This is a genomic window from Rhodococcus sp. MurmanLake-1 (assembly GCF_056945715.1).
On sequence record NZ_JBWZNF010000005.1, the window covers coordinates 341,064 to 363,655 of the forward strand.

The following is a 22,592-nucleotide window of genomic DNA, read 5'->3' on the forward strand; positions in this document are numbered from 1 at the left end:
TCCCGGCTTCTTCACGGCTGACTTCATCTTCGGCGTCTTCACGGCAGTTGCGCGATAACTGTTTCAGCACCGATCGTGCGTTGTCCCGGCTCGACCAGGAGTGTGGTTCCGGCGGGGAAATAGGTGTCGACGCGTGAGCCGAAACGGATCAGTCCGTACGTGTCGCCGATCGGCAGGACGTCACCGACACCGGCGTAGCAGACGATGCGGCGCGCGAGCAGTCCCGCGATCTGGACAACCGCAACGTCGTGACCATCGGCGGTTTCGATCAGCATGCTGTTGCGCTCGTTGACCTCGCTGGCGTCGGCGAGATCTGCGGAGAGGAACTTGCCTGCCTGGTGAACGACCTCTTTGACCGTTCCACCGACAGGGCTGCGCTGGACATGCACGTCGAGAACAGACAGGAAGATGCTGACGCGCGGGCGCGGCTCGCTTCCGAGATTGAGCTCGGCGGGCGGAACGGCGTTGTCGACCAACGCCACCTCGCCGTCGGCGGGCGCGACGACGACGCCGATGCGGTTCGGCGGCACCCGGTGCGGGTGACGGAAGAACGTGGCGCATGCGGCGGCGGTGGTCAGACCGGCTCGGCGCACCCACTTACGGTTGCGGCCTAGAGCTGCAACTCCCAGCGGGGCCAGCACGAACGGCAGGCCGGCGGGATGAAGTGGCGGAATCGCATGGCGAACCAGATCGACGATATGTCCGATCCCGGTGGGTTGCGGGGTTCCGGGGGGTGTGGGTCGGCGTGCCACAGGCTCCTCTAACTACTCGGTAGGTCTTCTGCTGGTCGCACTGACAGTACGGGGTGGTAGAGCATCCATAGATTACGTGAACGCCTTCTCTCCTACAGGCTGTAGTGGCATCAAGTACGAGTAGTACCCGACACAGTCGCCGGTGCGTATCGCCAGCGGGAGCGTCGCGCCGCTTACTCGGATCACCAGTTGCCGCCCCGGTTGGGCTGCGGCGGCGTCGCGCAGTCGCTGCCGGTCGACCAGTACGCGGAACCTCTCACGGGGATCCATTCCACCCGGATCCACCCGGGCACCACCGTCTTCGCCGATGCTGACGACGGCTCCGTGTCCGGTGCCGTTGAGCAGGGCGGCAAGTTGGTCGCCGCTCAGTTCGACCGCGTCGTGGTGCTCGCGCAGGATTCGGTGATCGGGGAACTCGCCGTCCTCGATCAGCGGGCTGGACACCTCACCTCCCGGATACGACGCAGTCACCGTGCGCGCGGAGAAAGTCAGCGTCACGACGCCGGCGACATCGCGCAACAATCGCGCGAAGGCCACGGGAACGACAGCGGACACCGTCAGAGCAGAGTGAACTTTCACCTCGGCGACCGCGAGCCGGAACTGATCAGTGGTGACAAACGCAGCGACGCCGTCGTGAATGTCGAGGTGGACGCCGCGAAGTATCGGGAACTCCGATTCCTCGTTCACGGCGAACAGCACGGCGTCGAGTGCGCGTCGTAGATCCCACGAGTCGATGTCCACGCCGCCGGAGGCAGGTAGCGAATCGATCAGCCGGTGAATTCGCCCCAGTTCGGCGCGGGCGTCGGCGAGACCGTACTCGAGGTTGCGCAGATGGGCGTCCAGGCACGAATGCGGTTCCGGCCCGGTCAGGACGGCCATCATGTCGCGGATCGGAACACCGACGCGTCGCATACCGGCGATCATGCGGGCGTCGCGGAGCTGATCGTCGGTGTACCAGCGGTAACCGGTGTGCGGATCGACGGAATGCGGGACGAGCACGCCTTCCTTGTCGTAGAACCGCAGAGCGCTGATCGGGAGCGCCGACGCCCGGGACATCTCGCCGATCGTCAAGAGGGCGGAACTAGTGGTCACGGATCAATTCTGCCCGCAGTCGCTCGATAGCGCCCCTGATCATCCGGCCGTAACCGTCGTCGGCGAGTGTGCCGACCGACGCCTCGGCCTTCGTCAGATGCTCGACGGCCTCGGTGTCGCGTCCGAGTTTGCGGTAGTCGGCAGCCAGGTTGAGGTGCAGCGATGGATAGAAACCGGCGACCTGCAGCGATGCGTGGTGTTCCTGGGCTCGCGCGTCGGTCAACGAATCGGCAGCGTCGAGGGCGCGCAGGTCCCAGCAGAGCTCCTGAGCCGGATCGTCTTGAACGTCGGCCATGTAGTGCGCGAGGGAGACGATGTGGAGCGCATCGGGGGCGGCGCTGATCTCTTCCCACATCTTCTCGAACGCAGAGCGAGCCCCGGCTCGATCGCCGGAGCTCGCCAATTCTTGTGCCTGCGCTATCTGTGTCATCACGGGATCCATGGAACGGATCCTGATGCCTCGACCAGGTCGAGGGTCAAGCAGAGGTGCGTGCAGCCGCCTCGGCCTCGCTCTTCACACGCTTCAATGTGGCATTCATGCCTTCGACGAGCTCGACCTCGAAGTCGGCGTTTCCGCCCAGGACGGTCTTGACGAGGAACTGCGAGACCTTCGACGTTCCGGTGGGAGCCTCGCGACGCTCGGTCACCTTGGTGCCGGTAGCGGTCGGCTCGAGTTCGTAGGACCAGATCGTGCGGTTCTCCGCGATGCGGAACGCCACCGACTTGTTGGGCTCGAAGCGAACGACCTTCGACGACGTCGGCCAGACCAGCAGGCCCTTGCGGTTGACGTTGATCGTCTTGGCGCCCTCACGCACGGTCCCGCCGATTACCTTCATCACCTTGCACTGGGGGCTCCATTCGCCCATGCGCTGCAGGTCGGCGACGATTGCCCACACGTCCTGCGGTGATGCGTCGATGTCGATGCTTGCTTCGAGGGTGTTGGACACAGTCTCTCCAGTCGAGTTGATGCTACGTAAAGTTACAAACACTTTTGTCGATCGTAAGCGATCCGTCAATGGACCATGTGTGTCAGGTCACTGTACGGCCGTCCAACAGGGTCGTGCGGGAACACGCGCGGTGGTAGCGGACAATGGTTCGCGCACGTATGACGATCCATCCGACTGGAGTACCGAGAAGTGAACAGCGACGCCGCGACGCAGGATGGCCTCAAGCGAGGGCTGACAGCGCGCCATATCCGCTTCATCGCCCTCGGATCAGCCATCGGAACCGGACTGTTCTACGGCAGCGCCGAGGCCATCAAACGAGCCGGCCCGTCGGTGCTCCTGGCCTACCTGATCGGCGGTATCGCGGTCTACCTGGTGTTGCGAGCGCTCGGCGAGATGGCGGTCCGTAACCCGGTTTCCGGTTCGTTCAGCGAGTACGCGAACAAGCACCTCGGACCACTCGCCGGTTTCATGACCGGGTGGACGTACACGTTCGAGATGGTGATCGTGTGCCTCGCCGACGTCACCGCCTTCGGGCTGTACATGCAGTTCTGGTTCCCGGACGTACCGAGATGGATCTGGGTTCTGGCTGTGGTCTTCTTCATCGGCGCGATAAACCTGTTGAGCGTCAAGGTGTTCGGCGAACTGGAATTCTGGTTCACGCTCGTGAAGATCACCGCCATCATCGCGATGATCGCCGGCGGCATCGCGATCATCGTGTTCGGATTCGGCGTTCACGACACCGATGCCGGAATCAGCCACCTCTGGTCGGACGGCGGGTTCTTCGCGACGGGCTTCGGCGGATTCGTCGCGTGTTTCGCGATCGTCATGTTCGCGTTCGGTGGCACCGAGATCATCGGTATCACCGCGGGCGAAGCCGAGGATCCGGCGCAGACCATCAGGAAAGCCGTCAACACGGTCCCGGTGCGCATCATTCTCTTCTACATCTGCACCCTCGCCGTCATCATGGCGATCATTCCGTGGCAGACCATCAACTCCGACAACAGCCCGTTCGTCCAGATCTTCGAGAACCTCGGATTGGGAACGGCCGCATCGATCCTCAACATCGTTGTCATCACCGCGGCCCTGTCCGCCATCAACAGCGACGTTTTCGGTGCGGGTCGCATGATGTTCGGAATGTCGCATGCCGGTCAGGCCCCGCAGGTGATGAAGAGAGTCTCCGCCAACGGTGTTCCGTGGATGACCGTTGTCATCATGACCGGTGCCCTGTTGGTGGGAGTACTGCTCAACTACCTGATCCCGGACCAGGTGTTCCTCGTCATCGCCTCGCTGGCCACCTTTGCCACGATTTTCGTCTGGATCATGATCCTGCTCTCGCAGTTCCGTTCCCGCGCTCAGATGAGTGCAGACGAAACAGCGGCACTGAAGTTTCCAGTGCCGCTGTGGCCGTACGGTCAGATCTTCGCGATCGTGTTCCTGGCTTTTGTCATCGTGTTGCTCGGCGTCATCGCCGATACCCGAGTTGCGCTGCTCGTCGGTGCCGGATGGCTGGTTCTGCTGACGGGCGCGTACTACAAGTGGGTGAAACCGGCTGTCAGCGCAGCGGATCGAAGTGGCGCATGACGGTCGGCGTCTGAGCGCCGGTCATCGAGTCGGCCACCATCTTTCCGGTCAACGGACCCAGGGCGATTCCCCACATCCCGTGACCACCGGCGACGTGCACCCGCGGCGACTTCGTGGCTCCGATCAACGGCAAGCCGTCGGTAGTGCACGGTCGTGATCCCACCCATTCCTCTTCCCGCGCAGTCCAGTCGATGCCGCTGAGCATCGGCTTGGCCGCATCGATGATCGCCTGCACGCGGCGCGGATCCAGCGGCGCATCAGGGCTGCGGAATTCCATCATTCCGGCCACTCGGAAGCGATCGTGCAACGGAGTGCATGCGACGCGCTGGGTGGGGAAATACACAGGGTTCTTGGGGAGGTGCTCGGGCTTGACACTGAAGCTGTATCCGCGTCCGGCCTGCACCAGTTTGCGCACACCGAACGGTGCTGCGAGCTTGTTCAAGCGGGCACCGCTCGAGAGGACTACGGAGTCACCGTCGCGTGAATCACCGTGTGCACTGCGAACAGTGACTCCGCCGACCCGATCGTCGATCTGCGTGACGTCGAAACCGCTGACGATTTCTCCACCGCGTTCACGAACCGCGTCCGCCAACGAGTTCACGAACAACGGGGGATCGATGAAACGCTGATTGCGCAGGCGCAAACCGGCTTTCACACCCTGGCCGAGTGAAGGCTCGAGCGAATGAATCGCGTCGTAGTCGAGGAGGTCGAAGTCGACTTCTCCGCCGGCAGCTTCGACGTGGTGGAACTCGTCCACCAAGGTCTGTCGGTCCTTCTCGGACGCAAACGCGGCGAGGAAAGGATCGGCCAGGCGCGTCAGCTCTTTGACGCCACCGTCGGCGAGTTCGTCGTACGCGCCCAAGGCTGTTCGGTTGACCTCGGTGTAGACCGACATCGCTTCCTGCCACTTCGACGGCGTGCAGTGGCGCGCGAACCCGACCAGGAACCGAATCAGCTTCAGATCGGTGGTCAGTGGCACGTACACCGGGGACGACGGGCTGAGCATCGCGCGCAAGCCGTATTGGAGCACTGCGGGTTCGGGCAGCGGAAGCGTCAATGCGGGGGCAAGCCAACCGGCGTTGCCCCAGCTCGCGTCGGCTGCGACGCCGTCGCGATCGACGACGGTGACCTCGACTCCACGTTCCTGCAAGAACCAGGCCGTCGACAATCCGACAACACCCGCACCGACCACGACCACACGATCGGGGCTCTGACGAGTTCCCATGACGCACTCCTTCTACAGACTCTGCTCGAACCGAGACGCCGGTCACATCCGGCTCTTCTCTCAAGCATGAATCGCAGGGGTGGCAAAAGGACTGGCCGTTCGGCCACAGCTTCGGGGAATGCGTTGTGCGAGTGCACAGCCCTCGCTTGGGAAGCGAATCACAGTGAGTCGGTTCGTGAATGCACTGGAACTTTTGAATTAATACTAAAGTATTAACCATCTCTGGAATGAGCTGCGTTGTTAATACTTTAGTATTAATGTTTCGCTGAATGTTAGTTCCTTGGTATTAGTCGCGTGCAAATCCTCGATGTAAGTGGGGTCGCCGTTTCAAGTTGTCGAGAGATTTCTTTCAAAAACTGTTACAAGTTCTAGTAATTGAGGTATGGTGACGGTCATCACATAAGCGGCAAATCGTGAATGGCTTTCAATCGTCGATCAGCTGTTCCAACTTACCGCTCGGTGTGAGCATCCAGTGGAATTGGTGCTACCAAACCAGCTGATTGGAGGTGGTTTCTCACGGTCGGACGTCATCTTTTTCGGAATCGAGACATGATTCCCGGGTGATGTCGTATCGCTAATCTCCGTTGTCAAGATTTCGGTCGTGCATCGGTAGTGAACAAATCCTATCGTGCTGCGCACGGCCTCAAAGACTTCCCCTTCGCCGCGAAACTTCCGGTGATGCGGAGGCTGTCAATGCAGTAGTTCAACTTTGCTCGAACTGCGTTTTGGCAGGAAGTGCTATCAACGCTATAAACCGATCCCGAAAGGGAATGAGGAGTAGAAGATATGCATGTTTCAACGGCAAAACGTACGGTGGCCGCTCTAGCAGTAGTAACTGCTTCGGCGGGCATGGTATTCGCAGCAGTTGCACCGGCGTCGGCAACTGCAGGTACGACGGTGACGAGCTATAACCAGGCGTGCCGCGCTGTAAGTGTTGGGCAGACCGTGGATCAGGTAGTTCCAACCTCGGTCACGGCTAACCACGTCACTGTGAATGCCACGCCCGGGGTAAATTCATACACCCTTCAGCCCGGTTCAGCGACGACACCCAGCAGTTCTGGCGTCTCGGGTGTCACATTCCTCGGCATTGATGACGTCAGGCTTGTCTACCGCTATGACCCAGCGACGTTCGTCGCAGGATCGGCCGCACTGGTGGCCGGTTCCGGTTCGGGCTACACAGGCACGGTCACTCTCACCGATACCGGATCGCAACTGATCGTGGACGGTGCGGATGTCGGCGTAGGCGTGACATACCAGCTTCCGAAGATTAGTTTCCAAACTCGGAACAGTGCGTTGGACGTGAAGTTCGACACTCAGGGCACCGCGGCCCAGATGTATAACTTCTCGGCGAATTACTTCCGTTTCACATCGAAGGCGTCAGTGCCTATCTTCGGGACAGTCAGTGCGCCGACCTCATGCATTCCCGCCAATGCGGTGGGTGCGACCGGTAGTTACCCGGCACTGAATTCGGGTGCGGGCGTTCTGCATCCATAGTCAATCCGGACCCCGGTGATTAGCAGCGCTGCCTGACACCCCACTCAGGCAGCGCTGTTTTGCGTAGTCTTGTGCGTGAGTGCCAGAAGTGTGTGCCGGGAGGCGCTTCCAGACCATGTGGATGCGAGTTACGTGCAGAATTACCCGCTCGACAAGAATCCCGACCTACCGCAGTGGTAGGCCGGGCTCGTAATGTCTTGGTGAATAAGGGATCAGGATGCGATGACGGTCGAGTTGCTCTCGAGCTCACGCGTCTTTGCGGCTTCCTTCAGTTCCTCGAAACTCGCGCGAAGCAACTCCAGGTAGTGGCCTAGATCTGGCATCGTTGCGGCGTCTGCAATAACGTTGAGCGTTAGGTTGCCGCCACTCGCAGCTACCATGAAGTGCCGCAGCCCGTCACCGTCGACCGGTGCTTGATTAGCGAGTACGGCAGTGCCAGTTGCCCCGTTCAGGGTCAGTCCGTTGACCGAGAGCGGAATGTTACTCACCATCGTGTGCTGATACCGCGGCCCATCCGGGCTGTAGTCGTCATGGTGACGTGAATATGCCATCAACCGCGCTATCGGAGCGGGTAGGGTCTCCAACACTGTGCTCATCCGCCGGACCGCTGTGTGGGACGTACGGGCCTTCTCCGAGCGTGCAGACCCTGCGATGAGAGCGAGTCTTTTCAGCGGATCCGTGATCGTGGTGTGCATGTTCACGGACAGATTCACCAATTGGTTTGCGGACTCCCACTCCTCTTGCTTGCGCATGGACCGCGGAACCATCGCGAACAGAGAACCTCGAGGCGCTTCGCTCTTCTCGGTAAGGTATCGCGCCATCGCGCAACCGACCACAGCCAGAAGGACGTCGTTGACAGTCGCTCCGGGGACTGCGTTCTTCACATGCCGAACCTCGTTGCCTGCGAGGATGATCGGCTCCACCAATGCCGACCCGCTTACCTTGCAGTTGAAGCGGGTGCTAGTACTTTCGTAGATGCACTCGTCCCATTCTCCAGCACTCTTCGCCTCGACTACCGCACGGGCAGCAGCCCGATTGCCCGGAATGCTCTTGGCGAACTGGATAAGTTGGCCGGGGAAACTCAGCGCTGATCGCGTGAAGAGACGTCCCCGTAGGAACCGTATTGCAGGTGCTGATTTCCTCGGCCGTTGCGCATCCGAAAATATGGCTTCACCCAGCATTCGGATCGCGATTCCGTCGGCCGCGCTGTGATGAGACTTGAGCACAACCGCCGTCAGCCTGCCGGGTAGAGCGTCAAGCCCCTCGATCCCCGTGAAAAAGTGCAGTTCCCACGGTGGGCGGCTGAGATCCATTCTCGAGGTCAGCAGGGCGCTGAGCATTTCTTGAAATGGTGCCCAACCCGGCTCGGAAATCGCGTTGACCCGCACGTGGTCGCCCACATCCAGGTTGGGGTCTGGAACCCAGTACGGATGGCCGAGTCCCAGTGGCGTGTGCTGGATTCGGTGGGTGAACATGCGATTGTGTCCGAGCCTGGCGGTGACCCAATCGACGGCTTGCGCCTGCGTGAATTCTGCGGCTGGGTGCTGAGATGTTTCGAAGAAGTACACGCCGACCAGATGCTTCAGGTGGCCGGCGGACTCGTTGTAGACGAAGTCCGCGTCTCGCGGATTCACCTGTGTGACAGCCGCATCCAGCAGGTTGGGCAGTCTCATGTCGAACTCCTCACGTGGCGGGTGCCGGATCAAAGTGTCCGTGCCCCGGAACTCTCGTGGCCCGGAACTCTCGTGCCTGGAAAACTCTCGTGCTTGGAACGCGAAATGACCCCCGAGGCGAATTGGAGCCTCGGGGATCATCGAAGTTCAGAGTAGAGAAGTTGCACCAGAGAATTTACTTCTGCAGAATGGTACTTCCCAGGCCGGTCAACTCTATGGTCCCAGTAGCCCAGGCGATCAAACTGGTGATATATCTTTGCAGCATTGTAAATCACCTTTCCTTAGAGCGGCGTCGGCGTGTACGCGGACAGGGTGTTGAGATACTTCGCGAACGTACCTACTAGGTCGATTGAGCCAAATCCCACCAGATCCGACAGATAGCTCATTGAAAGATCGAACATTATTGTCTCCTCTCCCGACTACGGGGCAACGGTCGAGCCGAGGGCGGTCTGAATGCTTCCACCAATACCTGCAGAACCGCTAGCCATTAGGTTGATGGCTGCGGAGATAGACTTGAAGATGCCGTCGACTATTGCCTGCACATAAACGAACGGGGGAAGCAATGATTGCGAATCAATGCTCGTGACTGCGTCGATGATACTTGCTGTATCCACTATGCTAACGCTCCTTGCGGTAGATTTTTATCACGGTAGGAAATTCTGTTGAAGTCAGCCGAGTGGGGGTTGCCAGTCGAAGTCGACTGACGCCATGGAGCCTCTGTATACGAGCAATGAAATGATCTGCAAAATTATCGGTTCCTTGAGGTAAGGCACCATCGATCCTAGATCCATCGTTTACTCCTGTCGTTGGGTGATGTTCTGAAATGGATCAGGGTTGCGATGAGCCGGTCTCGATTAATCCGGCTAGCGAGCCGGTGGCGCCCTCGATGCCGGGCACTAGGGATCCGCTCCATACATTGTCCAGTAATCCGGTGAACAACGCAGCCGTTGCTTGAAGGAACATTGCGATCATATGAAGTTCCATCCTTTCGATAGATCTGGAAGACTTTTTGTACATCGGCGCATGCTTGTTGCATTCCACAAAGAGCAGGTTCGACTAGTGCACGGACCCTTGCGATCGTTCTGCTAAGAGATCCGTGTGGCGTTCGGGGTCTTATGTGGCGTGACGAGAATGAGGTTAGCTCGAGCAAGTCCACTTTGACTAGGAATTTGTAGAACCAAACTGAAACGTGTTTCATTTATGCTGGTCAGGCAACCAAAATGGCCTATTTGGGCCGTGAGAGGAAGATCTTGCGGAACGCTAACCAGATTGCAAGATTGATGATTGCCGAATTGCTGGGTTTTGGGAATCGTGGCCGGTAATTATGACTTTTGGCGGACTGGTCGTTAATACTTTTGGGTGATATTTTGTCGAATACCTCCCAAAGTGGAGCGGCACGGGAGATGCTCCGATACCTTCTTCGCCGGCTCAGGAACTTCGTAGTTTGAACTGAAGCATCAGGATCAGTCGAGTGTCCGCGTCGCTCAGGTCAACCCCGCACATCTCCTTGCAGCGGCGTAATCGATTGCGGAGAGTGTTGGGGTGAACATGCAATGCTGCGGAAGAACTCGCGACATCACCGCCCTTGTCGAGGAAGGTGTGGGCCGTTGCGACGAGTTCGCTTCCATGTCGACGGTCGTACCCTTCCAGGGCGTGCATAGGTGTGGCGGTGCTCAGTCCGTCGAAGATGTCGGCAACATGTAAGGCCAGTACCGACGCCAAGGTGTCGTTCATACCCGCGACAATCCCGCCGGACCGGTTGTGTCGCAGCGCGCCCAGAACATGGTCGGCGTCGGCGCGTGACAAATGGCATTCGCTGGCTGATTTCACGGTGCGGCCCACCGCAACGGCAAGTTGTGCTCGTGTGCGGGCGCGGCTGAGGAAGTCCTCCAACAGTCGGCGGGCGTTCGCTTCGTCAGCGGCGACAACAAGGTACGTCGAGTCGATCAACTGTGCGATCACGGCGTCGACGGCCAGAGTGTCCAGGTACAAGCTCAAGGAGGCGACCAACCCCGCCGGCAGTGGTCCCGCGACGGTTCCGACGGCGACGACGGTGAGCGGGCCTGCCAACCGCAAGTCGTCGGCGGCGCGGAATGCGGGTTCGCCACCGCCGACCAGAGCTTGGACGCGCTGGGATTGGCGACGGCGTGTGCTGTCGACCCGGTCACGCTCCGAGGCGATTCTCTCGGCCACGACAGATACCGCGGATCGAAGTATCGATTCCTGTGTGGGCGTCGGTGTTCCAGCGAGTGCGACCCAGATCGAGCCGACGGGGTGATCGTTCTCGCGAACTGCGATAACCAGGCGCGGAGTGATCGAGGGGTCTTCGAGGTCGACGTAGATGGGATCGCTCTCTCGGTGAAGCCGATCGAATACTCCTGCATCGGAGAGTAATTGGCGGAATCGGCTGGGTACCTGCCGACCGAGGATCGTGCCGATGCGAGCTTCGTCCACGGCCTGCTCGCCGCCGGAGTACGCGAGAACCGTCGAGTTCTCGTCCTCGATCGTGACGGGAGCGCCGAGCAATTCGGCCAGAGAACCGGCGACGGAGAAGAGGTCGTCGTCGCGCAGGTCCATGGGTGGGAGCCTACTGAGCGATCGACGGATTTCGGGTTTCGACGCCTCGGCAGGACCTCGATGGCGAATATAGGCTGGTGCAATGGCCGACATCGAAGGTGTTCTGTTCGATATCGACGGAGTCCTGCTCACGTCCTGGCAGCCGATCGAGGGAGCAGGGGAAGCAGTACGCGAAGTTCGGCGGCGCGGATTGGCCTGTGGGTTTCTGACCAACACCACCTCGCGCAGTTCGACACTCATCGCGCAGGGGTTGTGCGACGCCGGTATCGAGGTGGAGGCGAGCCAGATAGTTACTGCCGCCAGGCTCACGGGGGAGTACGTGCGGGCGACGTACCCGGACGCGAGGGCGTGGGTACTCAATCACGGTGACGTGTCCGCCGATCTCGAGGGAATCGAATTCGACGACGCCGATCCCGAGGTCGTGATTCTCGGCGGCGCCGGCCCGGAGTTCACCCACGAGGCGCTGAGCAGAGTGCTCGAACTACTGCTCGCCGGAGTGCCCGTCGTCGCGATGCACCGCGGGATGATGTGGGAGACGTCAGGTGGCCTTCGAATCGACACCGGAACGTACTTGCCCGGCTTCGAGGAAGTGGCGGGTGTAAATATCGCCGCGGTGGGTAAACCGTCTCTCACGGGGTTCCTTACAGCCACGGAGCTGATGCATGTCGAACCTGAGGCGACGGTGATGGTCGGCGACGATCTGATCGGGGACGTCCTCTCCTCACAGCGGGTCGGCCTGACCGGAGTTCTGGTGCGCACAGGCAAGTTTCGGCAAACAGTGCTCGACCTCTCGGTTCAGAAGCCCGACCACGTCATCGATTCGGTCGCGGATCTTCCGGCCCTTCTCGGGGTCGTCCTCGAGGCTTGACCAGGCGGGGGTGACGGACTTCACTCGAGCGGGTACTCTCGCGCCCGAATCCAATGAACTTGTTCCACGAAGGAGTTTCTATGCCCTTGATCTCGTCAGTCTGGTTCCGCCGCTCATCCTCTCGAGTCAGCGGAATTTCCAGTAGTCGGTTGGGGGGCCGCCTGGCGAGAACAGGGGCTGTGATGACTGTAGGTATGGGGCTCGCCGCCGGGCTGGCACTGACCGGTGCGGGAGCTGCTTCGGCAGCCCCCGTCACGTGTGTCTCGCCGCCGTCGGCCAATGACATCCAGGTCTCAGAGACCGCGAGCTGCGGCGCGCAGTCCGTCGGAGCCGGCCGTTCGCAGGCCGGTGCTGCCGAGAGCGGTACGGCAGTGAGCGTTGCCGCCGACAACGGCTACTCCAATTCATATGCAAACGGATTCGGAACCGCGCTGGGGGCTTCTCGCGGTAACGGTCAGGCGCAGGCATTCGCGCTCGGCGGCGGTATCGCGCGGGCCGGGGCGGCTGACGGAAATGTCACCTTCGCCATCGCCGGTTACGGGGCGGGCGCTACGGCCGATGCCAACGGCGTCGACTGCGTCGGAGTGCTCTCGTTTGCGGTCAATTTGAGTAACGGACAGTTCTGCATCGCGGGCTGAGGCTCAACCTTGCACTCGGCACGCTCGAGTGCTAAAAATGCAGTTGGCACTCGCGAACCGTGAGTGCCAGGTCGAGGCAGTGAGACCGGGAACCATAGACACCCCCGGTCGTCCGTCGCGGGCACTGACTAGACCACAGGCGTAGATGGGTGACCAGGCAAATCGGTCGCCCGTGTAATGAGGTGACCGGTCAAACGGTCGCCTTGTGCCGATGAGGTGACCCGACGAGCGGTCACCTTGTGTGTCACCCCCTATCCGGAGGATCACTTCGCAATGGCAAAGATCATCGCGTTCGACGAAGAGGCACGTCGTGGCCTCGAGCGAGGCCTCAACGCCCTCGCCGACGCTGTCAAGGTGACGTTGGGCCCCAAGGGTCGCAACGTCGTTCTCGAAAAGAAGTGGGGCGCCCCCACGATCACCAACGATGGTGTTTCCATCGCCAAGGAGATCGAACTCGACGACCCGTACGAGAAGATCGGCGCCGAGCTCGTCAAGGAGGTCGCCAAGAAGACTGACGACGTCGCTGGCGACGGCACCACCACCGCTACCGTTCTCGCACAGGCACTGGTCCGTGAAGGTCTGCGCAACGTCGCAGCCGGCGCGAACCCGCTCGGCCTCAAGCGCGGCATCGAGAAGGCTGTCGAGGCTGTCACAGCTCGCCTGCTCGAGACCGCCAAGGAGATCGACACCAAGGAGCAGATCGCTGCTACCGCCGGTATTTCCGCCGGTGACCCGTCCATCGGTGAGCTCATCGCCGAGGCTATGGACAAGGTCGGCAAGGAAGGCGTCATCACGGTCGAGGAGTCCAACACCTTCGGCCTGCAGCTCGAGCTCACCGAGGGCATGCGCTTCGACAAGGGCTACATCTCGGCGTACTTCGCCACCGATGCAGAGCGTCAGGAAGCCGTCCTCGAAGACGCGTACATCCTGCTCGTCAGCTCCAAGATCTCCACGGTCAAGGACCTGCTGCCCCTGCTGGAGAAGGTCATCCAGTCCGGCAAGCCGCTCCTGATCATCGCCGAGGACGTCGAGGGCGAAGCTCTCTCCACCCTCGTGGTCAACAAGATCCGTGGCACCTTCAAGTCTGTTGCCGTCAAGGCTCCCGGCTTCGGTGACCGTCGTAAGGCTCAGCTCGCCGACATCGCCATCCTCACCGGTGGCGAGGTCATCAGCGAAGAGGTCGGACTCTCCTTGGAGACCGCAGGCCTCGAGCTCCTCGGCCAGGCACGCAAGGTCGTCATCACCAAGGACGAGACCACCATCGTCGAGGGTGCCGGCGACGCCGACGCAATCGCCGGTCGTGTCAGCCAGATCCGCGCCGAGATCGAGAACAGCGACTCGGATTACGACCGTGAGAAGCTGCAGGAACGTCTGGCCAAGCTGGCCGGCGGCGTTGCAGTCATCAAGGCCGGCGCTGCTACCGAGGTCGAGCTCAAGGAGCGCAAGCACCGCATCGAAGATGCAGTGCGTAACGCAAAGGCAGCCGTCGAAGAGGGCATCGTCGCCGGTGGTGGCGTTGCACTTCTCCAGGCAGCTCCCGCACTGGACGACCTCAAGCTCGAAGGTGACGAGGCAACCGGCGCGAACATCGTTCGCGTTGCACTGTCCGCTCCGCTCAAGCAGATCGCATTCAACGCAGGCCTCGAGCCCGGCGTTGTTGCGGACAAGGTCTCCAACCTGCCCGCAGGTCACGGCCTCAACGCTGCGACCAACGAGTACGGCGACCTGCTCGCTGCAGGCATCAACGACCCGGTCAAGGTCACCCGCTCGGCACTGCAGAACGCAGCGTCCATCGCGGCTCTGTTCCTGACGACCGAAGCCGTTGTCGCTGACAAGCCCGAGAAGGCCGGAGCGCCTGCAGGCGATCCGACCGGCGGCATGGGCGGCATGGACTTCTGAGTCCATCTCCACCTAGCTCCTAGAGCCCGGCCCACCATTCGGTGGGCCGGGCTTTTGCTCGTGCGGGGGAGGCAAGTTTCGATGACTTGGCAGCGGCAGCCGCGATGCAGACTGCGGATTCACCTAACCAAGAGGTTGCCTCCTGATCGATCGGAATCACAGGCACCTTTTCCGATTGCTGGATCCGGTGATACCCAACGATTCCGAGCAGAACCCAGAGGATCGGCATGTCAGCTCGCTACAATTCGGACATTCGTTCAGCGTCGGAATTGAGGGGCATGCATGATCTTTCGGAACTCGTTGCCAGCCGCGGTATCTCAGATGGGGCCGCGAGACGCGGAGTTCGTCTACAACGAGTCCGGCGGACATCTGAGCCACATGGTCTGCGCCTACTTCTTCGACACGACGGGCCATCCGCTCGCAGAGATGACGCACGACGACGCGGTTCGGTGGATCACCGAAAGATTCGGATACTGGCCACTGTTCACGAGTCGACTCCAGCGAGTTCCGCTGGATCTGGACTATCCCTATTGGGTCCCGGCCGATTTCGACGTCGATGATCACGTGCACGTCCATCGTGCCCCGGTTGCCGGTTGGGCGCCGGTTCGTGAATTGCTCGGGTGCTCGCTCGGTGAGCCGATGGACTTGTCCCGGCCGCCCTGGGAGTTGCACGTCATGACCGGAGTGCACGGGATCGACGAGCTACCGGGCAATCTGACGCTGATCATGCTCAAGACCCACCACGGGGCCGGTGACGGTCTGGCGATCCGCGATCTGACCAACCTTCTGTTCTCCGGTCCGCCGAAGCCGGAGACGAAGCGTGTCGGTTCGGGGCTTTCGTCGCTGGATTTGATCGGGCGCACGGTCGTGGGTTTGCCCGGCCAGGCGATCCGTTTCGGCCGGGGTCTGTCCGTGACAAAGGTTGCGGCCGAGACGGTTCGGGAGGCGGAAGAGGCCGGAGAGTTGCCTACGTACTCGGCCGACCGCCTGCCGACCCGATTCAACGGCATGCTGGGCGGAGACATCACGATCGATTTCCTGACGCTGGACGGCGCAGACATCAAAGCGATCCGAGCGGCCGTTCCGGACGTGACGGTCAACGACATCTTCCTGACCGTCGTCGCCGGCGCTCTCGACGCATACCTGTCGGAGAAGGGCGAGAAATCAGGCAGTGGGTTGGCGGCGATGGTTCCCCGATCGATGCGGCAGATCGCCGAATGGGAATCGGCCAACCAACTGGCGCTGTTGACGGTCGATCTGCACACGGACGTCGAAGATCCGGTCGAGCGGCTGACACGAATCAGGGATTCGGCGCTGATGGCAAAGGGGCGGAGTTTGCACCCAGCCGTCCGTCGATACGGCACACGCATCGAAACGTCGCCCGCGGCTCTGCTCAGACTCACCGGTCTCTCGCGTCGGATCAACAAGCTTGACCCTTCGCACAAGGTCATTCAGAACACGACGATCAGCAATGTCCCGGTATCGGTCGACGGCAATGTCTTCGAAGGTGCGCCGGCGGTGGCAGTTCTCGGTGGGCAGGCGCCGGTCGACGGAGACATTCTGCGCCACTTCCTCATTGCTGCGCGTGGAGGTTCTCTGACGCTCAATGTCATCGTCTCGCGAGAGACGATGCCGGATATCGAGCACTACATCGAATTATTGCGGGTGGGGTTCACGACGCTTCTGCAGGCAGTTTCTGACCAAAATCGTGAGGTAGTCGAACGATAAAGAGTAACTTGCGTCGGAACTTGTGGTGAATCGACGATTTGTGTTCGGGAAATTTCTGTCGAATTCGTCCTAATTAAGGTAATTGTCCGTAGTGGTGTCGAGTCGTTATCTCGCGGATTAATGTGACTGTCGACACGTCGAGTGTCTACCGCCGGACTGGTTCGATAATCGTCACCGACGGTAAAAAGAATCACCTACGCGAGGAGCTGAACATGGGTTCGTTGATGGATATTCTCGGTGGTCCGAATGGGGACGGTGCACCGATGCAGGCTTTGCTGACAATGCTGCTGGGATTGGACAATGTCGGTGCAAACCTCTTCGGTTCACTGGCTGATACCGCCGGTGGAATCTTCGGATCTCTCGACACCCTCAGCTTTACGCCGCCTGTCGTTCCCTGAGTTTTCTGATCGGCGTCATTTGCTCGTCCCAAGTGAACCACTGAACATCTAAAGGAGAACGTCATGCTTGAAGGATCTGTCATGGACGCTGCCGGCTCAGTCGGTGCGATCATCGGTCAGGGGTTGGGCAGCGTCAGTGGCCTGGCCGTCAAGGGTCTCGAGGCCCTCGCTGCGCTCAGCGGTGGAGAGTTGAAGGCCGCCAAGTAGATTGTCGATTTCGGGGCCTGCTCGTGTTGGCGCGTAGGCCCCGAAATACCTTTTGTCGGCGCGTAATTCTCGCCATGTGAATTGCCGGAATTCTCACCCTAATGGCATGAGCATCCAGGCGGCGAGATATATCAATGCCGCGGTTCCACCCGTGCAAATAGCGGCGATAACGGCGAGTAGACGGACAAGATTGACGTCGGCGCCGAAGTAATCTGCAATCCCGCCGCACACTCCGGCGAACATTTTCTTGTCGTTGGAACGGGTGAAGGGGCGAGGTGTGTTGCTTTCGAATGTCATGCTTCAATTCTGAAGCGAGATCGCATCAGGAACCATCGGGGACGACCCCCATCTGCACCCTGATCTTTTGAGCCCGTCGTGTCATACCCCGGTAGTTCATCCCAGCTTCACCGAACGGTTGCTGCGGGAGACTAACTTGTCGGCGGTGACCGATTTAGCAGAACGCCGACCGTTCCTCAGCGCCTTCGCGGATCTCTCGACCGCCGTCGATCTGGCCGACACCGCCGCCTTCACCGTCGACGACAATGACGACGACGATCCGGTGCTGCTGACGTCGCCGGACGGTTTCGAGGTCGACACCTGGCGGGAGGGCTACCCGTACGACGCACGGATGCCTCGGGACGAGTACGAAATGTCCAAGCGTCTGCTGCAGATCGAACTCCTCAAGCTGCAGAACTGGTCGAAAGAAACCGGCGCACGGCACGCCATCGTGTTCGAAGGACGCGACGCTGCCGGCAAGGGCGGAACGATCAAACGATTCATGGAGCACCTCAATCCTCGTGGCGCTCGCGTCGTCGCGCTGGAGAAGCCGTCGGCTCGCGAGTCGACGCAGTGGTACTTCCAGCGCTACGTGCAGCACCTTCCCGCCGCTGGGGAACTGGTGATGTTCGATCGATCTTGGTACAACCGGGCCGGGGTCGAGCGGGTCATGGGTTTCTGCACCGACGAGGAGCATGAGCGATTTCTGCGCCAGGTGCCGTTGTTCGAGCAGATGCTCGTCGACGACGGCATCAGCTTGATCAAGTTCTGGTTCTCGGTTTCACCGCTGGAGCAGCGCACGCGGTTCGCGATCAGACAGGTCGATCCCGTGCGGCAGTGGAAGCTTTCGCCGATGGACATCGCTTCTCTGGACAAGTGGGATGCGTACACGGCGGCGAAGGAAGAGATGATCCGGTTCACCGATACCGCCACCGCTCCGTGGACCGTCATCAAGAGCAATGACAAGAAACGCGCGCGGATAAACGCGATGCGTCACGTGCTCAGTCAGTTCGATTACGACAACAAGGATTACGAGATCGTGGGTACTCCGGATCCGCTGATCGTGGGCAGCCTCGAATAGTCGGCGCGTGTGCTCTGCCCATCCGCGGCGTGGGTGGTTACTGTGAGTTGAATGGAGACCGTACCGATCCAACTCCCCGACGGCACCGTGACCCCGATCCGTCTGTTTCCCGGACCGAACGACGACGCACCTGTGGTGGTGATGTTGCCCGGGCTCGGAGTTCCCGCCGGGTTCTACGATCCGGTGGCGCAGGCCCTGGTCGAAGCCGGCTTCAACGCGGCCATCGGTGAACTGCGCGGCCAAGGTGACAGCAAACCGCGCCCGAGCGCGTCGAGTGCTTTCGGATATCAGGAACTGGTCTCGATCGATTGTCCGGCGACGTTCGAGGTAGTGCGCGAGCGGTTCCCGGCCAGCACACCATTTCTGATGGGGCACAGCATGGGCGGCCAGATCGGGGTGATGTACGCGTCGAGGATTCGGGGCCGGCTCGGCGGCCTGATCCTGGTTGCCTCCGGATCGCCGTATCACCGCGGATTCCCCGGAATCCGTGCGCCCGGACTCTATCTGGGTTCGTCCGCGATGTCGGTGACAGCCAACATCGCCGGCTTCTGGCCGGGAGACCGGGTAAACGTCGGCGCCTTCGGTCGACAGTCGAAAGTACTGATCACCGATTGGGCCAGGTTCGCCAGGACCGGTCGCATGGAACCCATCGGTGCGGATATCGACTACGAGGAGCGGATCGCTCGCCTGACCTTGCCGGTTCTGTCGATCACGATCGAAGGGGACGATCTCGCTCCACGCCGGTCGGCAAAGAACCTGGTGGACAAGCTCTCCGGGGCCCAAGTGACGATGACGCACATCGACGAACCACTCGGTCACAACGGTTGGATACGCAATCCCACCGCTGTGAGCGAGCGCGTCGTCGCGTGGTTGCGCGACCGCTGAAAGATCAGCCGAGTTTCTGCCAGAGGAACTCGTAGGTCAGCGCGGTCTTGAAGGCCAGCTGAGCATTGTCCGCGGCGCCGCCGTGGCCACCCTCGATGTTCTCGAAATACAGCACCGGCTTGCCCAGCTCTTCCAGCCGTGCGGCCATCTTGCGGGCATGCGCGGGGTGGACGCGGTCGTCGCGGGTGGATGTCGCGATCAGGATCGGTGGGTACGACGCGGCGGCGTCGATGTTCTGATACGGCGAATACTCCGAGATGAATGCCCACTCCTCCGGGACATCGGGGTCACCGTATTCGGCCATCCAGGACGCGCCGGCCAGCAGGAGATGGAATCGACGCATGTCCAGCAGCGGGACCTGGCAGACGATGGCGCCGAAGAGTTCGGGGTACTTGGTCAGCATGATGCCCATCAGCAGGCCGCCGTTGCTTCCGCCCTGAGCTGCCAGAAGATCCGGGGTCGTGATTCCGCGATCGACGAGGTCTCTCGCGACGGCAGCAAAGTCTTCGTGCACCTTGTGGCGCCCAGCCTTGAGAACCTGTGTGTGCCAACCGGGTCCGTACTCGCCGCCACCACGAATGTTCGCAACCACATAGGTTCCGCCCTGCGTCAACCAGGCACGGCCCAGAGAACCGCTGTACGACGGTGTCAGCGAGATCTCGAATCCGCCGTACCCGTAGAGCAGGGTTGGGCCTGGCTCGCTACGCGGACTGCGCACCACGAAGTACGGAACCTGGGTGCCGTCGGCAGAGGTGGCGAAGAACTGCTCCGTGGTGATGCCCTCGGCGTCGAAGAACGAGGGAGCCTGCTTGAGGGCAGTGGGTTCGGTTTCGCCGATCACGCCATGCAAAAGAGTTGCAGGGGAGGTGTATCCACTCGAGTTGACGAAGTATTCATTGCTGACATCGGGGTCGGTGTCGAGGATTTCGATACTGGTCAGTTCTGGAAGCCCTTCGAAAGGTCGATCCTCCCAGCCGTTTTCGCCCGGCGTCAGGATTCGCAGCGTCGTGCGCACGTCGGTCAGGACCACCAGAATCAGATGATCGCGTGTCCAGGTGGAGTGCTCGAGCGAGGAATGTGCGTCGGGTTCGAAGATCGATGTCAGTGCTCGTGAGCCGGCAAGGAAATCGTCGTAACGGATGGCAAGCAGTGCGCCGGTCGGATATTCGGTGTCCTCGACGGCCCACACGGACTTGGTGCGGATCAACAACCACTCGTGGTGAATCGAGATCCCGGCGTCCTCGGGGACGTCCACGAGCACCAGTTCACCGTCGGGGCGAACTTCGAAATGCTGAGAGTTGTAGAAATCGACCGAGCGAGTGACGAAGTCTCGTTCGAACCCGGGCGTCGGATCGTGCGAAGCCGAGATGGCCACGTCCGTGGCCTGGCCCTCGTAGACGGTCTCGGCGCTGGAGAGGGGAGTGCCGCGCTTCCACCGCTGGGCCAGACGGGGATATCCGGAATCGGTGAGCGACCCCGGTCCGATATCCGTTCCGACGTAGACGGTATCGATGTCGATCCAGTCGATGTCGGTCTTGGCCTCGGGAAGGTAGAAGCCGGGATTCTCGCCCTCGGGAGCGAGGAACTCGCGCTTGTCGATGTCGAACTCGCGAACGACCGCCGCGTCTGCCCCACCGCGGGAGAGGCTGATCAATGCACGGTTGCGGTGTGGCCGTAGAAGTTGCGTGCCCTTCCAGACCCAGTTCTCGCCCTCGGCCTCGGCCAGGGCGTCGAGGTCGACGAGGACGTCCCATTCCGGGTCGTCGGTGACGTACTGATCCAACGTCGTGCGTCGCCACAATCCGCGAACGTGGGTGCTGTCGCGCCAGAAGTTGTAGAGGAACTCACCTCGACGGCGGACGTAGGGAATTCGCGCGTCGGTATCGAGGATCTCGCGCACGTCGCTCTGCAGTCGATCGAAGCGCTCGTTGTCGGTGAGCTGCCCCTCGGTCACGGCATTGTGCTGACGGACCCAATCGAGTGCAGACTCACCGGTCACGTCTTCGAGCCAGAGGTAGGGGTCGTGGCCGGTGGTGGGCTGCTGATCGGAAGTCATACGTCCATTCTTACTGCTCGCTCCCGACAGCACTCGACCCCGCTCCCGAAACACTGGAGCGGGGTCGAGTGAGAACGAATCGGGTCAGACGCCCAGGGAGTGAGCGAGCATCGGCCAGGAGTTGTGGAGATCGTCCTGCCAGTAGCCCCACGAGTGGGTGCCGGTCGGCTTGAAGTCGAAGGTGGCCGGGATCTTCAGATCGCTCAGGCGGTAGGCGAGGTTGTGGGTGCAGTAGTTGACCGCTGCCTCGATGACGCCGCCGACGATCGCCTGGTTGGCGAGCGCACCGACCTGACCGTTGATCGCGGGGTTGGCGAGAGTGTCGTGTGGGCCGGGGAGTCCCGAGCCGGTGGAGACGTAGAGCTCGGTGCCGCGGAGCTTCTCGGCGTTGAGGACCGGATCGTTGTCCTTCCAGCCCTGACCGTCGAGCGGGCCCCACATGTTGGTGATGTCAGCTCCGCCGCGGGTACCTGTGACAAGTTCGATCGCACTCTGACCGACGGGAGTACTGGTCTCGGCGCATCCGCTGTATGCGCCGACACCCTTGTAGAGGCCGGGAGCCGCGATGGCGAGGTTGAGGACCGAGGTCGCGGTCATGGAGATCGCGGAGATGGACTGCACCTTGTTGGTGTTGAACTCGGCGTCGATGACGGGCGGGAGTTCCTGGGTCAGGAACGTCTGCCACTTCTGGCGACCGAGAACCGGATCGTCGTTCACCCAGTCGGTGTAATAGCTGAATGCGCCTTCGAGTGGAGTGACGACGTTGACGTTCTTGTCCTGGAAGAAGTTCATGACGTCGGTCTTGCGTTGCCAGGTCGCCGAGTCTTCGCCGCCGCCTGCACCGTTGAGCAGGTAGAGCGTCGGGCGGGGTTCGCTGTTGTCTGCTGGGAGGATGACCTCGAGCGGGATGTTGCGATCCATCGCCGGGGAGAAGACCGAGATGGTGACCTTGCGGTCGCCGGTCTTGGTGTTGCTCACGACGTGCGATCCGGACGTGTCACCGCCCGCAGAAGCTGTCGCCGGACTGACCAGCATCGGAAGCACCGTGGCCACTGCGAGAGCTGCGATCACACTGCCACGCTTGAAAATTCGAGCACGCATACGTTCGGATCCTCCACCTGAATGTCTTCGGATCCGGAACGGATCGAAGTGCCTGTGAGCCCTTACTGGAACAGGTTCACTTTTTGTTATGTGTCAGTAAAGCAGAGCGGGCGC

20 protein-coding genes are annotated in these 22,592 nt (G+C 61.0%); 10 read left to right on the forward strand and 10 right to left on the reverse strand.

Annotated features, from left to right (window positions below):
* Positions 1–38: 38 nt before the first annotated feature.
* The 4 genes from AC2ETI_RS16895 to AC2ETI_RS16910 all read right to left on the reverse strand — a co-directional run bounded on the left by AC2ETI_RS16895 (position 39) and on the right by AC2ETI_RS16910 (position 2,791).
* The gene (locus tag AC2ETI_RS16895; protein ID WP_003941540.1) at positions 39–752 is read right to left on the reverse strand and encodes a phosphatidylserine decarboxylase; all 714 of its coding nucleotides are present in this window, start codon (positions 750–752) and stop codon (positions 39–41) included.
* A gap of 72 nt (positions 753–824) precedes the next feature.
* Positions 825–1,844: a DNA polymerase III subunit beta family protein gene (locus tag AC2ETI_RS16900; RefSeq protein ID WP_113682329.1), complete on the reverse strand. Its 1,020-nt coding sequence runs from the start codon at positions 1,842–1,844 to the stop codon at positions 825–827.
* Positions 1,834–2,286, reverse strand: coding sequence for a hypothetical protein (locus AC2ETI_RS16905; protein ID WP_019744481.1), 453 nt, complete (start codon positions 2,284–2,286; stop codon positions 1,834–1,836). Before AC2ETI_RS16905 ends, AC2ETI_RS16900 begins: the two co-directional genes overlap by 11 nt.
* Before the next feature lie 34 nt (positions 2,287–2,320).
* Positions 2,321–2,791: an SRPBCC family protein gene (locus tag AC2ETI_RS16910; protein WP_003941500.1), complete on the reverse strand. Its 471-nt coding sequence runs from the start codon at positions 2,789–2,791 to the stop codon at positions 2,321–2,323.
* Between the two features lie 189 nt (positions 2,792–2,980).
* Here AC2ETI_RS16910 and AC2ETI_RS16915 point away from each other — a divergent pair, with 189 nt between their 5' ends.
* On the forward strand, positions 2,981–4,372 hold the full coding sequence (locus AC2ETI_RS16915) for an amino acid permease (protein WP_019744479.1): 1,392 nt from the start codon (positions 2,981–2,983) through the stop codon (positions 4,370–4,372).
* Here the strand turns inward: AC2ETI_RS16915 and AC2ETI_RS16920 are convergent.
* Entirely contained in the window at positions 4,344–5,597 is a 1,254-nt protein-coding gene (locus tag AC2ETI_RS16920; protein WP_113682331.1) for an NAD(P)/FAD-dependent oxidoreductase, read from the reverse strand. The two genes, AC2ETI_RS16915 and AC2ETI_RS16920, sit on opposite strands and share 29 nt — an antisense overlap.
* Positions 5,598–6,587: 990 nt before the next feature.
* On the opposite strand from AC2ETI_RS16920, the gene AC2ETI_RS16925 reads away from it, so the two are divergent.
* Positions 6,588–7,091, forward strand: a complete 504-nt coding sequence (locus AC2ETI_RS16925; RefSeq protein WP_042450431.1) for a hypothetical protein — start codon at positions 6,588–6,590, stop codon at positions 7,089–7,091.
* Positions 7,092–7,303: 212 nt separating this feature from the next.
* On the opposite strand, the gene AC2ETI_RS16930 is transcribed toward AC2ETI_RS16925, so the two are convergent.
* Complete coding sequence (locus tag AC2ETI_RS16930; protein WP_151531732.1) at positions 7,304–8,764, reverse strand: wax ester/triacylglycerol synthase domain-containing protein; 1,461 nt, start codon at positions 8,762–8,764, stop codon at positions 7,304–7,306.
* A gap of 1,428 nt (positions 8,765–10,192) precedes the next feature.
* The gene (locus AC2ETI_RS16935; protein ID WP_151531733.1) at positions 10,193–11,341 is read right to left on the reverse strand and encodes a PucR family transcriptional regulator; all 1,149 of its coding nucleotides are present in this window, start codon (positions 11,339–11,341) and stop codon (positions 10,193–10,195) included.
* Between the two features lie 82 nt (positions 11,342–11,423).
* Between AC2ETI_RS16935 and AC2ETI_RS16940 the strand changes: the two genes are divergently transcribed.
* The 6 genes from AC2ETI_RS16940 to AC2ETI_RS16965 all read left to right on the forward strand — a co-directional run bounded on the left by AC2ETI_RS16940 (position 11,424) and on the right by AC2ETI_RS16965 (position 17,079).
* On the forward strand, positions 11,424–12,209 hold the full coding sequence (locus tag AC2ETI_RS16940; RefSeq protein ID WP_064443292.1) for an HAD-IIA family hydrolase: 786 nt from the start codon (positions 11,424–11,426) through the stop codon (positions 12,207–12,209).
* Between the two features lie 80 nt (positions 12,210–12,289).
* Positions 12,290–12,847, forward strand: coding sequence for a DUF6764 family protein (locus tag AC2ETI_RS16945; protein ID WP_019744475.1), 558 nt, complete (start codon positions 12,290–12,292; stop codon positions 12,845–12,847).
* A gap of 273 nt (positions 12,848–13,120) precedes the next feature.
* Complete coding sequence (gene groL / locus AC2ETI_RS16950; RefSeq protein WP_003941476.1) at positions 13,121–14,746, forward strand: chaperonin GroEL; 1,626 nt, start codon at positions 13,121–13,123, stop codon at positions 14,744–14,746.
* Positions 14,747–15,028: 282 nt separating this feature from the next.
* The gene (locus AC2ETI_RS16955) at positions 15,029–16,474 is read left to right on the forward strand and encodes a wax ester/triacylglycerol synthase domain-containing protein (protein WP_387404423.1); all 1,446 of its coding nucleotides are present in this window, start codon (positions 15,029–15,031) and stop codon (positions 16,472–16,474) included.
* Between the two features lie 122 nt (positions 16,475–16,596).
* A complete protein-coding gene (locus AC2ETI_RS16960) occupies positions 16,597–16,872 on the forward strand; it encodes a hypothetical protein (protein ID WP_003941513.1) in 276 nt (91 codons plus the stop codon).
* A 63-nt stretch (positions 16,873–16,935) separates the two neighbouring features.
* Positions 16,936–17,079: a hypothetical protein gene (locus tag AC2ETI_RS16965; protein ID WP_003941503.1), complete on the forward strand. Its 144-nt coding sequence runs from the start codon at positions 16,936–16,938 to the stop codon at positions 17,077–17,079.
* Between the two features lie 93 nt (positions 17,080–17,172).
* Here the strand turns inward: AC2ETI_RS16965 and AC2ETI_RS16970 are convergent, their stop codons facing one another.
* Positions 17,173–17,376 (reverse strand): PspC domain-containing protein, encoded by a 204-nt coding sequence (locus tag AC2ETI_RS16970; protein ID WP_283567057.1) that lies wholly within the window; start codon positions 17,374–17,376, stop codon positions 17,173–17,175.
* 145 nt (positions 17,377–17,521) lie between these two features.
* On the opposite strand from AC2ETI_RS16970, the gene ppk2 reads away from it, so the two are divergent.
* Both ppk2 and AC2ETI_RS16980 read left to right on the forward strand, forming a co-directional pair.
* A complete protein-coding gene (ppk2, locus tag AC2ETI_RS16975; protein WP_007733731.1) occupies positions 17,522–18,436 on the forward strand; it encodes a polyphosphate kinase 2 in 915 nt (304 codons plus the stop codon).
* A 51-nt stretch (positions 18,437–18,487) separates the two neighbouring features.
* Complete coding sequence (locus tag AC2ETI_RS16980; RefSeq protein ID WP_355333216.1) at positions 18,488–19,321, forward strand: alpha/beta hydrolase family protein; 834 nt, start codon at positions 18,488–18,490, stop codon at positions 19,319–19,321.
* 4 nt (positions 19,322–19,325) lie between these two features.
* Here the strand turns inward: AC2ETI_RS16980 and AC2ETI_RS16985 are convergent, their stop codons facing one another.
* Positions 19,326–21,377: a prolyl oligopeptidase family serine peptidase gene (locus AC2ETI_RS16985; protein WP_355333213.1), complete on the reverse strand. Its 2,052-nt coding sequence runs from the start codon at positions 21,375–21,377 to the stop codon at positions 19,326–19,328.
* An 84-nt stretch (positions 21,378–21,461) separates the two neighbouring features.
* Positions 21,462–22,478 (reverse strand): alpha/beta hydrolase, encoded by a 1,017-nt coding sequence (locus tag AC2ETI_RS16990; RefSeq protein WP_020968878.1) that lies wholly within the window; start codon positions 22,476–22,478, stop codon positions 21,462–21,464.
* Positions 22,479–22,592: the final 114 nt, after the last annotated feature.

Bases quoted from the DNA above. Each gene is read 5' to 3' on its own strand.
- AC2ETI_RS16905 (WP_019744481.1), bottom strand. From the start codon at position 2,286: ATGGATCCCGTGATGACACAGATAGCGCAGGCACAAGAATTGGCGAGC.
- AC2ETI_RS16920 (WP_113682331.1), bottom strand. From the start codon at position 5,597: ATGGGAACTCGTCAGAGCCCCGATCGTGTGGTCGTGGTCGGTGCGGGT.
- AC2ETI_RS16930 (WP_151531732.1), bottom strand. From the start codon at position 8,764: ATGAGACTGCCCAACCTGCTGGATGCGGCTGTCACACAGGTGAATCCG.
- AC2ETI_RS16935 (WP_151531733.1), bottom strand. From the start codon at position 11,341: ATGGACCTGCGCGACGACGACCTCTTCTCCGTCGCCGGTTCTCTGGCC.
- AC2ETI_RS16940 (WP_064443292.1), top strand. From the start codon at position 11,424: ATGGCCGACATCGAAGGTGTTCTGTTCGATATCGACGGAGTCCTGCTC.
- AC2ETI_RS16945 (WP_019744475.1), top strand. From the start codon at position 12,290: ATGCCCTTGATCTCGTCAGTCTGGTTCCGCCGCTCATCCTCTCGAGTC.
- groL (WP_003941476.1), top strand. From the start codon at position 13,121: ATGGCAAAGATCATCGCGTTCGACGAAGAGGCACGTCGTGGCCTCGAG.
- AC2ETI_RS16955 (WP_387404423.1), top strand. From the start codon at position 15,029: ATGATCTTTCGGAACTCGTTGCCAGCCGCGGTATCTCAGATGGGGCCG.
- AC2ETI_RS16965 (WP_003941503.1), top strand. From the start codon at position 16,936: ATGCTTGAAGGATCTGTCATGGACGCTGCCGGCTCAGTCGGTGCGATC.
- AC2ETI_RS16970 (WP_283567057.1), bottom strand. From the start codon at position 17,376: ATGACATTCGAAAGCAACACACCTCGCCCCTTCACCCGTTCCAACGAC.
- AC2ETI_RS16980 (WP_355333216.1), top strand. From the start codon at position 18,488: ATGGAGACCGTACCGATCCAACTCCCCGACGGCACCGTGACCCCGATC.
- AC2ETI_RS16985 (WP_355333213.1), bottom strand. From the start codon at position 21,377: ATGACTTCCGATCAGCAGCCCACCACCGGCCACGACCCCTACCTCTGG.
- AC2ETI_RS16990 (WP_020968878.1), bottom strand. From the start codon at position 22,478: ATGCGTGCTCGAATTTTCAAGCGTGGCAGTGTGATCGCAGCTCTCGCA.